Genomic DNA, 13,915 nt, shown 5'->3' with positions numbered 1-13,915 from the left:
ACATGACGACTCATATTCAACGCTCGGCCCTTCTGCCGTATCCGGCGCAAGCCCTGTATGACCTGGTCAATGATGTGGCTCGGTATCCTGAGTTTTTGCCTTGGTGTTCTGCCGCTGAAGTTCTGGAAAACAGTGAGGAGCACATGCGCGCCAGTGTGGCGGTGGCCAAGGGCGGGCTTAGCCAGCACTTTGTCACGCGCAATACCCTGGTGCCCGGGCATTCGATCGAAATGAACCTGGAAGAAGGGCCGTTCAATCAATTGCACGGTGTCTGGGTGTTCAAGCCTCTGGGAGAGAAGGCTTGCAAGATCAGCCTGGACCTTTCCTTTGACTACGCCGGTCCGCTGGTGCGTGCGACGTTGGGGCCGCTGTTCAATCAGGCCGCCAACACCTTGGTTGACGCGTTCTGTCAGCGGGCCAAGCAACTGCATGGTTGAGTCATTGATCGAGATCGAAGTGGTGTATGCCGCGGTCGATCGACAGTGCTTGCTCAAGCTTTCTGTGCCCGTGGGGTCGACGGCACGTTCAGTCGTACTCAGCTCTGGGCTTGGGCTGCAGTTCCCCGAGTTGGATCTGGCGACTTGTCCGCTGGGGATTTTCGCCAAGGCCATCGCCGCTCCGGAGGCCCATGTGTTGCAGGCGGGGGACCGACTTGAGATTTATCGTCCGTTGCTGGCTGATCCGAAAGAGGTTCGGCGCTTGCGTGCGGCGAAAGCTGCGTTGGCTAGGGCTCAGGATAAATAGCCTGGTTGGAATGGCAGGCAATAAAAAACCCGGCATGCCGGGTTTTTTTATTTCGCCACACATTATTGTGGGGAAGTGTCCAGAGGTTCTGGGATAGGCACGGGTACGGTTTTCACGCCGTCCACGTCTTTCTGGATCTGGTCCAGCAGCGAGCCTGGTTTGGCTGGTTTTTCCGGCTTCGGCTGTTCGCTGTCTTGCGCAGGTTCAGCAACCGTGGTGCCGCTGTCCTTGCCCAGCAGGGCTTCGTCGCGGCTTACGCCAGGCATGAAGTCGCCGGACAGGCTAACCAGTTGGTCCTCGCCATTGAAGATCACGCTGACGCGCTCCTGTTGGCGTTCGCCACCACCAGGCTGCAGGCTGTACAGATAATCCCAGCGATCGGCATGGAACGTGTCGGTCAACAGAGGGTTGCCCATAATAAACCGTACTTGCCGGCGGGTCATTCCCGGGCGTAACTGGTCTATCATGTCCTGCGTGACGACATTGCCCTGCTGGATGTCGATTTTGTAAACCCCGGGGAATGAACAACCGGCGAGTGCGAGCAGTCCCACGAAGGTGAAACTGGTTAGCAAGAGCTTGGTGTTTTGCATCGGTGGGCGACTTCCACTATCTTGGCTGGGACAACGTAAACCCCGATCATACCCGCATTAAGAGAAGCTGCGAAGCAGCATCGGCGAGAAAGCTGACCATGGTTGAAAATAGCGAACTACGTAAAGCCGGCCTTAAAGTGACTCTGCCACGAGTCAAAATTCTACAAATGCTCGATTCTACTGAGCAGCGGCACATGAGCGCTGAAGATGTTTACAAGGCGCTGATGGAAGCAGGCGAGGATGTCGGTCTGGCCACGGTTTACCGTGTTCTGACTCAGTTCGAAGCGGCCGGGCTTGTGGTACGCCATAATTTTGATGGCGGCCACGCGGTGTTCGAACTGGCTGACGGCGGTCACCACGACCATATGGTCAACGTGGAGTCCGGTGAAGTGATCGAGTTCTTCGACGAAGAGATCGAAAAGCTTCAAAAGGCCATTGTCGAGAAGCACGGTTTCGAATTGGTGGATCACAATTTGGTGCTGTACGTCCGCACGAAAAAGTAAGCATGTCGCGCGGTATTTTTCGCCGCGAAACGATCGAAGGCGACCCTAGGGTCGCCTTCGTGCTTTCTATATATGGCTAAACCTCGATGGCTAGACCTTGGCCGTTACCACCATCTTCTTCGCGTGGGCCAGGGACTCCTTGGTCAGGTCGATCCCGCCCAGCATGCGTGCCACTTCCTCTACCCGTTCGGTCTTGCCCAGTTTCGAGACGGCGGTATGAGTAGCGTTGTGCCCGCGGACTTTGTGCACGAACAGATGCTGGTGCCCTTGGGCCGCCACTTGTGGCAAGTGCGTCACGGTCAGTACCTGGCCCCGCTCGCCTAGGCGGCGTAGCAGTTGGCCGACGATCTCGGCTGTCGGGCCGCCAATGCCGACGTCCACTTCGTCGAAGACTAGGGTTGGTGTACGTGAGGTTTGTGCGGTGATGACTTGAATTGCCAGGCTGATCCGCGACAGCTCGCCGCCAGACGCGACTTTGGCCAAAGCCTTGAGCGGTTGGCCGGGGTTGGCGCTGACCAGCAGTTCCACAGTTTCCAGGCCGTTGGGTAGCAATTCGGTGCTGGTGTTGGGCCGCAGTTCAATGGTGAAGCGCCCGCCCGGCATGCCCAGCCGCTGGATCTCCAGTTCGACGGCGCTCGCCAGGCCGGTGGCGGCCTGCTGACGTAGCTGGCTTAGCTCAAGGGCTTTTTCCTGATAATGCCGGGCGAATGATTGCAGTTCGTCCGCCAGGCGTTCGATGGACTCATCGTTGGCGTCCAAGGTCTCGATTTCATCGAGCAGCGTCTGTTGCATCGCCGCCAGTTCGGTGGGCTGGATCCGGTGCTTACGGGCCAAGGTATAAATGGCATCCAGGCGTTCTTCCAATTGCTGCAGGCGAGCAGGGTCGGCGTCGAAGTGATCGAGAAACCGGTTCAACTCGCCGACGGCTTCTTCCACCTGAATTTGCGCGCTGGCCAATAAATTGGTGGCTTCGCCCAGGGCGCCCGATGAGTTGCCGGCGCTCGACAAGCGATTGAGACTGACGGTCAGGGCATTGAGCACGTTGCCCGAGTCGCTTTCGCTGCACTGTTCGACGACTTGGCGGCAGATACCCAGCAAGGTCTCGGCATTGGTCAGGTTCTTGTGTTCCTGTTCCAACTGGTCGAGTTCGTTTTCGCCCAGGCCAAGGTTGTCGAGTTCTTCCAGTTGATAGCTGAGCAATTGGTGGCGCGCGCGCTGCTCATCGCCGGAGTTGGATAGGCGTTCCAGTTCCTGGCGAGTCTGGCGCCAGCGTTGGGCCGCCAATTGCACTTGGCGCGCCAGGTCAGTGGCGCCTGCGTACTCATCAAGCAAGCGACGATGGGTATCGGTTTTCAGCAGGGATTGGTGTTCATGCTGGCTGTGGATATCAATCAGCAGTTCGCCGAGGGCCTTGAGGTCGCCAAGGGGGCAGGGCGAGCCGTTGATATAGCCGCGGGAACGGCCTTCTGCGGTAATCACGCGCCGCAGTATGCAGGGGCTTTCGTTGTCCAGGTCGCGCTCGGCCAGCCAGGCCCGGGCTTCAGGGATATCGTCCAGATCGAACGTGGCCAGGATGTCAGCTTTGTCTGCGCCGGGCGTACTACGCCGCTGTCTGCGCGGTCCCCCAGGGTCAGCCCGAGCGCGTCGAGCATGATCGACTTGCCGGCGCCGGTTTCGCCTGTGATGACGCTCATCCCTCGATCCAGTTCCAGATCCAGGTGTTCGACGATGGCGTAGTTATGTACCGACAGGTGCACCAGCATAGGGCTGCTCCCAAACAAGATGTCTGGTTATTTATACAGTGTTTTGTTTCGAGCTGACAATGCTTTCCCTTAGCTCGATTTGCTTGCATGGCGCTGCTTTTTAGCTCGCCTGGGAATGTCTGGGGATGGGGTGTTCCGGGCGCTGCGATGATTTTTGTGGCGTTGCCGGGCTTGAACCCTGAAAAAGCGGCCCCATATAGCTGGGCAGAAGCGTGAGCCAAGCTCGCGGACGATATTGAAAGGAGAATTTCATGGCTGACGAACAGACTCTGGATACGCAAAATCTAGACGCCAATCAGGCTCCCGAGGCTTCGGGTGAAGACCTGGTGGCTCGTGTACAAGTGCTCGAAGAGCAATTGGTAGGCGCCCAGGATCAGGCTTTGCGTGTTGCGGCTGATCTGCAGAACGTCCGCCGTCGCGCCGAGCAAGACGTGGAAAAGGCCCACAAATTCGCTCTGGAGCGTTTTGCTGGTGACCTGCTGCCGGTCATCGACAGCCTTGAGCGTGGCCTGGAGTTGTCCAACCCGGATGACGAAAGCATTCGCCCGATGCGTGAAGGCATTGAGCTGACCCTGAAGATGTTTCACGACACCCTCAAGCGTTATCAGTTGGAAGCCATCGATCCGCACGGCGAGCCTTTCAATGCTGAGCAGCACCAGGCAATGGCCATGCAAGAGAGCGCCGATGTCGAGCCGAACAGCGTTCTGAAAGTATTCCAGAAGGGCTACCAGCTCAATGGACGCCTGCTGCGCCCGGCCATGGTCGTGGTCAGCAAGGCGCCTGCACCGATTTCGCCTTCGATTGACGAGAAGGCTTGAAAACGGCTGTAAAGCCCCCATTTAGAAGTCAAGCGTTTAAGTACTACCGCAGTTAGCCATCACTGCTGCGGCAACCAAATCCAAAGTTTCGGGAGAGTTAACATGGGCAAGATTATCGGTATCGACTTGGGGACCACCAACTCGTGCGTTTCCATTCTTGAAAACGGCAATGTAAAAGTTATTGAAAACGCCGAAGGCGCACGGACCACTCCGTCGATCATCGCCTACGCCAACGACGGTGAAATCCTGGTTGGCCAGTCGGCCAAGCGTCAGGCTGTGACCAATCCGCACAACACCCTGTATGCGGTGAAGCGTCTGATCGGTCGTCGCTTCGAAGAAGAAGTCGTACAGAAAGACATCCAGATGGTCCCTTACAAGATCGTCAAGGCTGACAACGCTGACGCCTGGGTTGAAGTGAACGGCCAGAAAATGTCGCCGCCACAGATCTCGGCTGAAATCTTGAAGAAGATGAAGAAGACCGCTGAAGACTACCTCGGCGAGCCAGTGACCGAAGCGGTGATCACCGTTCCGGCGTACTTCAACGACAGCCAGCGCCAGGCGACCAAAGACGCCGGCCGTATTGCTGGCCTGGATGTAAAACGCATCATCAACGAACCTACCGCAGCCGCTCTGGCTTACGGTATGGACAAGGCCAAGGGCGATCACACTGTGATCGTTTATGACCTGGGTGGCGGTACCTTCGACGTTTCCGTGATCGAGATCGCTGAAGTCGACGGTGAGCACCAGTTCGAAGTGTTGGCCACCAACGGCGACACCTTCCTGGGTGGTGAGGACTTCGACATTCGTCTGATCGACTACCTCGTCGACGAATTCAAGAAAGAAAGCGGCATGAACCTCAAGGGTGACCCGCTGGCCATGCAGCGTCTGAAAGAAGCGGCTGAAAAAGCCAAGATCGAGCTGTCTTCCAGCCTGCAGACCGACGTTAACCTGCCGTACATCACTGCAGACGCTACCGGTCCTAAGCACTTGAACGTGAAGATCTCTCGCGCCAAGTTGGAAGCACTGGTTGAAGACCTGGTTCAGCGCACCATCGAGCCTTGCCGCATCGCTTTGAAAGACTCGGGTATCGATGTTGGCGCAATCAACGACGTGATCCTGGTCGGTGGCCAGACCCGTATGCCGCTGGTGCAAAAAGCCGTTACTGACTTCTTCGGTAAAGAAGCCCGTAAAGACGTCAACCCAGACGAAGCGGTTGCCATGGGTGCTGCTATCCAGGGCGCGGTATTGGCGGGTGACGTGAAGGACGTTCTGCTGCTCGACGTCAGCCCGCTGACCCTGGGTATCGAAACCATGGGCGGCGTGATGACGGCGCTGATCGAGAAAAACACCACGATTCCTACCAAGAAATCCCAAGTGTTCTCGACCGCTGACGACAACCAGGGCGCTGTGACCATTCACGTGCTGCAAGGCGAGCGTAAGCAAGCAGGCCAGAACAAGTCCCTGGGCAAGTTCGACCTGGCTGAGATTCCGCCAGCTCCACGCGGTGTGCCACAAATCGAAGTGACCTTCGACATCGACGCCAACGGCATTCTGCACGTAGGCGCCAAAGACAAGGCCACTGGCAAGACTCAGTCGATCGTGATCAAGGCCAACTCCGGTCTGTCCGAGGAAGAAATTCAGCAGATGATTCGCGATGCTGAAACCAACGCCGACGAAGATCGCAAGTTCGAAGAGCTGGCCAGCGCGCGTAACCAAGGCGATGCCCTGGTTCACTCGACTCGCAAAATGATCGCTGATGCGGGCGACAAAGTGACCGCTGAAGAAAAAACTGCAATCGAAGCGGCCGTGGTTGCCCTCGAAGCCGCTGTTAAAGGCGACGACAAGGCCGCCATCGAAGCCAAGGTTGAAGAGCTGTCGAAAGTCTCGGCTCCAGTTGCTCAGAAGATGTACGCCGAACAGGCTCAGCCTGCTGAAGGCGCTGCACCGCACGCTGAGTCCGCTGAAAAAGCTGATGACGTGGTTGACGCTGAGTTTGAAGAAGTCAAAGACCACAAGTAATTCGCTTGTTGGTCGGCCGGTTGACCGCCTTCGGGCGGTGACTGGTAGGATGTCGCCGCGCGGGAGCTTGCTCCCGCGTTGGCGTGTCTGGAGTTAGTGAAATTTTTAGCGGCGCACGACCCGTTTCGGGCGCTGGCGGTAGGGTCGAAAATGCTCCTGCTTTTCGGCTGCTATTACCGCAGTTGTCGGTCAATGCGTTGGCCGTCTATCCAAGACCAGGATCGTTGAATTGACGTGAGTTGGGTCCGGGCCTGTATAGGGGCTCAGCGAGTTTGATGGGGCTCAGGAGAGGCTTGTCGAGCGTCCTCAAGAGTGCAAAGACTTATGGCAAAGCGTGACTATTACGAAGTGTTGGGTGTGGAGCGTGGCTCCAGTGAGGCGGAGCTGAAGAAGGCTTACCGTCGCTTGGCGATGAAGCACCACCCGGACCGTAATCCTGACGACAAAGCGTCGGAAGAGATGTTCAAAGAGGCCAACGAGGCCTACGAAGTACTGTCTGATTCGAGCAAGCGTGCGGCTTACGACCAATACGGGCATGCCGGCATTGACCCAAGCATGGGCGGTGGCGGTGCTGGTTTCGGTGGTCAGAACTTCTCCGACATCTTTGGTGATGTCTTCAGTGATTTCTTTGGCGGTGGTCGCGGCGGTTCCCGTGGTGGTGCGCAGCGCGGCAGCGACTTGCGTTACACCTTGGAGCTGGATCTTGAAGAGGCGGTGCGCGGCACCTCCGTGAATATCCGTGTTCCCACGCTGGTCAACTGCAAGCCGTGCGATGGCTCCGGGGCCAAGAAAGGTTCCTCGCCGATTACTTGCCCGACCTGTGGTGGTATTGGTCAGGTGCGCATGCAGCAGGGCTTCTTCTCGGTGCAGCAGACCTGCCCGCGCTGCCATGGCCAGGGCAAGATCATTTCCGATCCGTGCGATTCGTGCCACGGCGAAGGGCGTGTCGAAGAGTACAAGACCCTGTCGGTGAAAGTGCCGGCAGGTGTCGATACCGGCGACCGTATTCGTCTGTCGGGCGAAGGTGAGGCGGGCACGCAGGGCGGGCCGACGGGTGACCTGTACGTGGTGATCAATGTGCGCGAGCACTCGATCTTCCAGCGCGACGGCAAGCATCTGTTCTGTGAAGTGCCGATCAGCTTTGTCGATGCGGCGCTGGGTGGCGAGCTGGAGATTCCTACCCTGGATGGTCGGGTCAAGCTGAAGATTCCTGAGGGCACTCAAACCGGCAAGCAATTCCGGGTTCGTGGCAAGGGTGTTGCTCCGGTTCGGGGTGGCGGTGCTGGGGACTTGATGTGCCGCGTTGCAGTGGAAACTCCGGTCAATCTGGGGCGCCGTCAGCGTGAGTTGCTGGAAGAGTTCCGCAGCTCCCTGGCGGATGACAACACCCACTCGCCGAAGACGACGGGCTGGTTCGAAGGCGTGAAGCGCTTCTTCGGCGATCTGTAAGGAGTGCATATGCGACGTATTGCTGTGATGGGGGCTGCCGGGCGCATGGGCAGGACGTTGGTCGAGGCTGTGCAGCAGCGCTCACCGCTTTCCGGGCTGACGGCTGCTATTGTGCGGCCTGGCAGCTCGCTGGTGGGGGCGGATGCGGGCGAGCTGGCGTCCCTGGGGCGCATCGGCGTGTCGATGTCTGATGGTCTGGAGAAGGTCGCCGATGAGTTCGATGTCCTGATCGACTTCACGCTGCCGGAAGTGATGCTGAAGAACCTGGCGTTTTGCCGCAAGGCGGGCAAGGCGATGGTGATCGGTACCACCGGGCTGAGCGCGAAGGAAAAGCAGCTGTTGGTTGAGGCGGGCAAGGATATTCCAATCGTGTTCGCCGCCAACTTTAGCGTTGGCGTCAACCTGTCGCTGAAGCTGCTGGATATGGCTGCTCGCGTGCTGGGTGATGATGCGGATGTCGAGATTATCGAGGCTCATCACCGGCATAAGATCGATGCGCCTTCGGGCACGGCCTTGCGCATGGGTGAAGTCATTGCCAATGCGCTGGGGCGGGATCTGCAGAAAGTGGCAGTGTATGGTCGCGAAGGCCATACCGGTGCGCGCGATCGAGAAACCATCGGCTTCGCCACTGTGCGTGGCGGTGACGTGGTGGGTGATCACACGGTGCTGTTTGCCTCAGAGGGCGAGCGCCTTGAGATCACTCACAAGGCCTCCAGTCGCATGACCTTCGCCAGGGGGGCGGTCCGTGCCGCTTTGTGGCTGGATGGGCGTGCAGCAGGTCTTTATGACATGCAGGATGTGCTTGATCTGCGTTGAGATGCATCTATAACAGGGCTCGACCGCGTGCGCGGGCCCTGTTTTATCCCGCTACGCGATGTTCTGTCGCATTCCTCTGCCTTTAAGGCTCATTAGCGGTGGACCAAAATACCCTTTTTCTGTAAGCTACAGCTTTAGTGTGTCCACTAAAAGCGCGCAGATAATTCGACGAAGAAGCGGGGTGACGTGTCTATACGTCATTCCGCTTTTTTGCAACCTGCGATCGCCCTTTCAGGCTTTATTTACGGGAGGTCTTCTTGACTAAGCCAGCCATACTCGCCCTTGCTGATGGCAGCATTTTTCGCGGCGAAGCCATTGGAGCCGACGGTCAAACCGTTGGTGAGGTGGTGTTCAACACCGCAATGACCGGCTATCAGGAAATCCTTACCGATCCTTCCTACGCCCAACAAATCGTTACCCTGACGTACCCGCACATCGGCAACACCGGCACTACGCCGGAAGATGCTGAGTCCGATCGCGTCTGGTCGGCCGGCCTGGTCATTCGCGACCTGCCCTTGGTTGCTAGCAACTGGCGCAACACCCTGTCGCTGTCCGACTACCTGAAAGCCAACAATGTGGTGGCTATCGCCGGTATCGACACCCGTCGCCTGACACGCATCCTGCGTGAGAAAGGCGCTCAGAACGGCTGCATCATGGCCGGTGATAACATCTCCGAAGAAGCGGCAATTGCTGCTGCTCGCGGCTTCCCCGGCCTCAAAGGCATGGACCTGGCGAAAGTCGTCAGTACCAAGGAATCCTACGAGTGGCGCTCCACTGTCTGGGATCTGAAGACCGACAGCCACGCCACCATTGACGCTTCCGAGTTGCCTTATCACGTCGTTGCGTTCGACTACGGCGTCAAGCTGAACATCCTGCGCATGCTGGTCGAGCGCGGCTGCCGCGTCACCGTGGTGCCTGCCCAGACGCCGGCGAGCGATGTCTTGGCGCTCAATCCTGATGGTGTGTTCCTGTCCAACGGCCCTGGTGACCCGGAGCCTTGTGACTACGCGATCAAGGCGATCAAGGAAGTGCTGGAAACCGAGATTCCGGTGTTTGGTATTTGCCTGGGTCACCAATTGCTGGCGCTGGCGTCCGGTGCCAAGACCGTGAAAATGGGCCACGGCCACCACGGTGCCAACCACCCAGTCCAAGACCTGGACACGGGTGTGGTCATGATCACCAGCCAGAACCACGGTTTTGCGGTGGATGAAGCCACGCTGCCAGGCAATGTCCGCGCGATTCACAAATCGCTGTTCGACGGCACCCTGCAAGGCATCGAGCGTACCGACAAGAGCGCGTTCAGCTTCCAGGGTCACCCTGAAGCCAGCCCGGGCCCGAACGATGTGGCGCCGCTGTTCGATCGCTTCATCAACGAGATGGCCAAGCGACGCTGATTGCTCGCCCCTGAAGGCGGCCCCGACACCGGTGGCCCCTTCAGCGCTTCAGAGATTTGATCAAGACGGCTTGCCGACTGACCTGCGGATTTGAGTGACAACCCATGCCAAAACGTACAGACATTAAAAGCATCCTGATTCTCGGCGCTGGCCCGATCGTGATCGGCCAGGCCTGCGAATTCGACTACTCCGGCGCCCAGGCTTGCAAGGCCCTGCGCGAAGAGGGTTACCGGGTCATCCTGGTGAACTCCAACCCGGCGACCATCATGACCGACCCGGCCATGGCCGACGCCACCTACATCGAGCCGATCAAGTGGCAGACCGTTGCCAAGATCATCGAGAAAGAGCGCCCGGATGCGCTGCTGCCGACCATGGGTGGCCAGACTGCCCTGAACTGCGCCCTGGATCTGGAGCGTGAAGGCGTTCTTGAGAAGTTCGGCGTAGAAATGATCGGCGCCAATGCCGACACCATCGATAAAGCCGAAGACCGCTCGCGTTTCGATAAGGCCATGAAGTCCATCGGCCTGGCCTGCCCGCGTTCCGGCATTGCCCACAGCATGGAAGAGGCCAACGCGGTTCTCGAGAAGCTTGGCTTCCCGTGCATCATCCGTCCGTCCTTCACCATGGGCGGCACGGGTGGCGGCATTGCTTACAACCGTGAAGAGTTCGAAGAAATCTGCGCCCGTGGTCTGGACCTGTCGCCGACCAAGGAACTGCTGATCGACGAATCCCTGATCGGCTGGAAAGAGTACGAGATGGAAGTGGTCCGCGACAAAAAGGACAACTGCATCATCGTCTGCTCCATCGAGAACTTCGACCCGATGGGCGTGCACACCGGTGACTCCATCACCGTGGCTCCGGCACAGACCCTGACTGACAAGGAATACCAGATCCTGCGTAACGCCTCCCTGGCGGTACTTCGCGAGATCGGCGTTGAGACCGGTGGTTCCAACGTGCAGTTCGGCATCTGCCCGAACACGGGTCGTATGGTTGTGATCGAGATGAACCCACGGGTGTCTCGTTCCTCGGCACTGGCCTCGAAAGCCACCGGTTTCCCGATCGCCAAGGTCGCCGCCAAACTGGCTGTGGGTTACACCCTGGATGAGCTGTCGAACGACATCACTGGCGGCAAGACCCCAGCGTCCTTCGAGCCGTCCATCGACTACGTTGTCACCAAACTGCCACGCTTCGCCTTCGAGAAATTCGCCAAGGCTGACGCTCGCTTGACCACTCAGATGAAGTCGGTGGGTGAAGTCATGGCCATTGGCCGGACTTTCCAGGAGTCCCTGCAGAAAGCCCTGCGCGGCCTGGAAGTGGGTGTCTGCGGTCTCGATCCGAAGCTGGACCTGAGCAACCCGGAAAGCATGAGCGTGCTCAAGCGCGAGCTGACCGTGCCGGGCGCCGAGCGTATCTGGTACGTGGCTGATGCCTTCCGTGCCGGCATGACCGTTGAGCAGATCTTCGGCATGAACATGATCGACCCTTGGTTCCTGGTGCAGATCGAAGACCTGATCAAAGAAGAAGAGAAGGTCAAGACTCTCGGCCTGTCGGCGATCGACCGTGACTTGATGTTCCGCCTCAAGCGCAAAGGCTTCTCTGATCAGCGCCTGGCCAAGCTGCTGGGTGTGACCGAGAAAAATCTGCGTACCCATCGTCACAAGCTCGAAGTGTTCCCGGTCTACAAGCGCGTCGACACCTGCGCTGCCGAGTTCGCCACCGACACTGCGTACCTGTACTCCACGTACGAAGAAGAGTGCGAAGCAGCACCGTCGACTCGCGACAAGATCATGATCCTGGGCGGCGGTCCTAACCGTATCGGCCAAGGCATCGAGTTCGACTACTGCTGTGTGCACGCGGCGCTGGCACTGCGTGATGATGGTTACGAGACCATCATGGTCAACTGCAACCCTGAAACCGTCTCCACCGACTACGACACCTCCGACCGCCTGTACTTCGAACCAGTGACCCTGGAAGACGTGCTGGAAATCGTTCGTGTCGAGAAGCCAAAAGGCGTGATCGTCCAGTACGGCGGCCAGACGCCTCTGAAACTGGCTCGTGCCCTGGAAGCGGCCGGCGTGCCAATCATCGGCACCAGCCCAGACGCTATCGACCGTGCAGAAGACCGTGAGCGCTTCCAGCAAATGGTTGAGCGCCTGAACCTGCGTCAGCCGCCAAACGCCACCGTGCGCAGCGAAGACGAAGCGATTCGTGCCGCCGCCAAGATCGGTTACCCGCTGGTGGTGCGTCCTTCCTATGTGTTGGGCGGTCGGGCGATGGAAATCGTCTACGAAGAAGAAGAGCTCAAGCGCTACTTGCGTGAAGCCGTGCAAGTGTCCAACGACAGCCCGGTGCTGCTGGACCATTTCCTCAACTGCGCCATTGAAATGGACGTGGATGCGGTCTGCGACGGTACCGACGTGGTCATCGGCGCAATCATGCAGCACATTGAGCAGGCCGGCGTGCACTCCGGTGACTCCGCTTGCTCGCTGCCGCCTTACTCGCTGCCAGCGCACATCCAGGACGAGATGCGCGAGCAGGTCAAGAAAATGGCCCTGGAGCTGGGTGTGGTCGGCCTGATGAACGTACAGTTGGCGCTGCAAGGCGAAGACATCTACGTCATCGAAGTCAACCCGCGCGCTTCCCGTACCGTGCCGTTCGTGTCCAAGTGCATCGGTGTTTCCCTGGCGATGATCGCGGCTCGCGTCATGGCCGGTAAAACCCTGAAAGAGCTGGGTTTCACCAAGGAAATCATTCCGAACTTCTACAGCGTGAAAGAGGCGGTGTTCCCATTCGCCAAATTCCCGGGTGTGGACCCGATCCTCGGCCCAGAGATGAAGTCCACCGGTGAAGTCATGGGTGTGGGCGATACCTTTGGTGAGGCTTTTGCCAAGGCTCAAATGGGCGCCAGCGAAGTGCTGCCGACCGGCGGTACCGCCTTTATCAGCGTGCGTGACGATGACAAGCCGCTGGTTGCAGGCGTGGCCCGTGATCTGATCAACTTGGGCTTCGAAGTGGTCGCCACCGCGGGCACTGCCAAGCTGATCGAAGCCGCAGGCCTGAAAGTACGCCGTGTGAACAAGGTGACTGAAGGGCGTCCGCACGTGGTCGACATGATCAAGAATGACGAAGTCACCCTGATCATCAACACTACTGAAGGTCGTCAGTCGATTGCTGACTCCTATTCCATTCGTCGTAACGCCTTGCAGCACAAGATCTACTGCACCACGACCATTGCTGCTGGCGAAGCTATCTGTGAAGCGCTTAAGTTCGGTCCTGAAAAAACCGTGCGCCGCTTGCAGGATCTACACGCAGGATTGAAGGCATGACCAAATACCCAATGACCGTCCAGGGCGCGCGCGCCCTGGAAGAAGAGCATGCTCACCTGACCAAGGTCGTGCGTCCGAAGCTTAGCCAGGACATCGGTACGGCCCGCGAGTTGGGTGACTTGAAAGAAAACGCTGAATACCATGCTGCCCGCGAACAGCAGGGCATGGTTGAAGCACGGATCCGTGATATCGAAGGGCGCATGCAAAATGCGGTGGTCATTGATGTCACGAGCATTCCGCACACTGGCAAAGTGATCTTCGGCACCACTGTCGAGATTGCCAACGTCGAAACCGATGAAAGCGTGACTTACCAGATCGTTGGTGAGGACGAGGCGGACATCAAGCTCGGCAAGATCTCCGTCGGCTCGCCGATCGCTCGCGCCTTGATTGCCAAGGAAGAGGGTGACGTGGTGTCCGTCAAAACGCCTGGTGGCGTTATCGAGTACGAGATTGTCGAAGTCCGTCACATCTGAAAGAAGGCGCCCGCTCTATG

At 58.4% G+C, this 13,915-nt stretch carries 11 protein-coding genes and 1 pseudogene; 10 read left to right on the top strand and 2 right to left on the bottom strand.

Annotated features, from left to right (window positions below; genetic code table 11):
- Nucleotides 1-2 precede the first annotated feature (2 nt).
- Both M1B34_RS15295 and M1B34_RS15290 read left to right on the top strand, forming a co-directional pair.
- Nucleotides 3-437 carry a type II toxin-antitoxin system RatA family toxin gene (locus tag M1B34_RS15295; RefSeq protein WP_268265544.1) on the top strand — a complete coding sequence of 145 codons (435 nt, stop codon included), beginning with the start codon at nucleotides 3-5 and terminating at the stop codon, nucleotides 435-437.
- On the top strand, nucleotides 430-744 hold the full coding sequence (locus tag M1B34_RS15290; RefSeq protein ID WP_268263219.1) for an RnfH family protein: 315 nt from the start codon (nucleotides 430-432) through the stop codon (nucleotides 742-744). Before M1B34_RS15295 ends, M1B34_RS15290 begins: the two co-directional genes overlap by 8 nt.
- Before the next feature lie 62 nt (nucleotides 745-806).
- Here M1B34_RS15290 and M1B34_RS15285 read toward each other — a convergent pair whose 3' ends face one another.
- Nucleotides 807-1,334 (bottom strand): outer membrane protein assembly factor BamE, encoded by a 528-nt coding sequence (locus M1B34_RS15285; protein WP_123337338.1) that lies wholly within the window; start codon nucleotides 1,332-1,334, stop codon nucleotides 807-809.
- A 98-nt stretch (nucleotides 1,335-1,432) separates the two neighbouring features.
- Between M1B34_RS15285 and fur the strand changes: the two genes are divergently transcribed.
- On the top strand, nucleotides 1,433-1,837 hold the full coding sequence (gene fur, locus M1B34_RS15280; protein WP_123337541.1) for a ferric iron uptake transcriptional regulator: 405 nt from the start codon (nucleotides 1,433-1,435) through the stop codon (nucleotides 1,835-1,837).
- A gap of 90 nt (nucleotides 1,838-1,927) precedes the next feature.
- On the opposite strand, the pseudogene recN reads toward fur, so the two are convergent.
- A pseudogene (recN, locus tag M1B34_RS15275) lies at nucleotides 1,928-3,600 on the bottom strand (DNA repair protein RecN).
- A gap of 251 nt (nucleotides 3,601-3,851) precedes the next feature.
- Here recN and grpE point away from each other — a divergent pair.
- From grpE to greA, 7 genes are all read left to right on the top strand, one after another.
- Nucleotides 3,852-4,418: a nucleotide exchange factor GrpE gene (gene grpE / locus M1B34_RS15270; protein ID WP_123337334.1), complete on the top strand. Its 567-nt coding sequence runs from the start codon at nucleotides 3,852-3,854 to the stop codon at nucleotides 4,416-4,418.
- A 102-nt stretch (nucleotides 4,419-4,520) separates the two neighbouring features.
- Nucleotides 4,521-6,437: a molecular chaperone DnaK gene (gene dnaK / locus M1B34_RS15265; RefSeq protein ID WP_123337332.1), complete on the top strand. Its 1,917-nt coding sequence runs from the start codon at nucleotides 4,521-4,523 to the stop codon at nucleotides 6,435-6,437.
- A 324-nt stretch (nucleotides 6,438-6,761) separates the two neighbouring features.
- Nucleotides 6,762-7,886: a molecular chaperone DnaJ gene (dnaJ, locus tag M1B34_RS15260; protein WP_123337330.1), complete on the top strand. Its 1,125-nt coding sequence runs from the start codon at nucleotides 6,762-6,764 to the stop codon at nucleotides 7,884-7,886.
- Nucleotides 7,887-7,895: 9 nt separating this feature from the next.
- Complete coding sequence (gene dapB / locus M1B34_RS15255; protein ID WP_268265543.1) at nucleotides 7,896-8,702, top strand: 4-hydroxy-tetrahydrodipicolinate reductase; 807 nt, start codon at nucleotides 7,896-7,898, stop codon at nucleotides 8,700-8,702.
- 257 nt (nucleotides 8,703-8,959) lie between these two features.
- Complete coding sequence (carA, locus tag M1B34_RS15250) at nucleotides 8,960-10,096, top strand: glutamine-hydrolyzing carbamoyl-phosphate synthase small subunit (RefSeq protein WP_123337326.1); 1,137 nt, start codon at nucleotides 8,960-8,962, stop codon at nucleotides 10,094-10,096.
- 104 nt (nucleotides 10,097-10,200) lie between these two features.
- Nucleotides 10,201-13,422 carry a carbamoyl-phosphate synthase large subunit gene (gene carB, locus M1B34_RS15245; RefSeq protein ID WP_123337324.1) on the top strand — a complete coding sequence of 1,074 codons (3,222 nt, stop codon included), beginning with the start codon at nucleotides 10,201-10,203 and terminating at the stop codon, nucleotides 13,420-13,422.
- A complete protein-coding gene (greA, locus tag M1B34_RS15240) occupies nucleotides 13,419-13,895 on the top strand; it encodes a transcription elongation factor GreA (protein WP_123337322.1) in 477 nt (158 codons plus the stop codon). Before carB ends, greA begins: the two co-directional genes overlap by 4 nt.
- The last annotated feature ends 20 nt before the right edge of the window (nucleotides 13,896-13,915 follow it).

The organism is Pseudomonas morbosilactucae (assembly GCF_023241715.1).
Classification (GTDB): Bacteria; Pseudomonadota; Gammaproteobacteria; order Pseudomonadales; family Pseudomonadaceae; genus Aquipseudomonas; species Aquipseudomonas morbosilactucae.
This window is presented reverse-complemented; position numbering and strand designations above follow the sequence as displayed.

Excerpts from the sequence above, each read along its gene's own strand:
- M1B34_RS15295 (WP_268265544.1), top strand. The coding sequence starts at position 3 with ATGACGACTCATATTCAACGCTCGGCCCTTCTGCCGTATCCGGCGCAA.
- M1B34_RS15290 (WP_268263219.1), top strand. The coding sequence starts at position 430 with ATGGTTGAGTCATTGATCGAGATCGAAGTGGTGTATGCCGCGGTCGAT.
- M1B34_RS15285 (WP_123337338.1), bottom strand. The coding sequence starts at position 1,334 with ATGCAAAACACCAAGCTCTTGCTAACCAGTTTCACCTTCGTGGGACTG.
- fur (WP_123337541.1), top strand. The coding sequence starts at position 1,433 with ATGGTTGAAAATAGCGAACTACGTAAAGCCGGCCTTAAAGTGACTCTG.
- grpE (WP_123337334.1), top strand. The coding sequence starts at position 3,852 with ATGGCTGACGAACAGACTCTGGATACGCAAAATCTAGACGCCAATCAG.
- dnaK (WP_123337332.1), top strand. The coding sequence starts at position 4,521 with ATGGGCAAGATTATCGGTATCGACTTGGGGACCACCAACTCGTGCGTT.
- dnaJ (WP_123337330.1), top strand. The coding sequence starts at position 6,762 with ATGGCAAAGCGTGACTATTACGAAGTGTTGGGTGTGGAGCGTGGCTCC.
- dapB (WP_268265543.1), top strand. The coding sequence starts at position 7,896 with ATGCGACGTATTGCTGTGATGGGGGCTGCCGGGCGCATGGGCAGGACG.
- carB (WP_123337324.1), top strand. The coding sequence starts at position 10,201 with ATGCCAAAACGTACAGACATTAAAAGCATCCTGATTCTCGGCGCTGGC.
- greA (WP_123337322.1), top strand. The coding sequence starts at position 13,419 with ATGACCAAATACCCAATGACCGTCCAGGGCGCGCGCGCCCTGGAAGAA.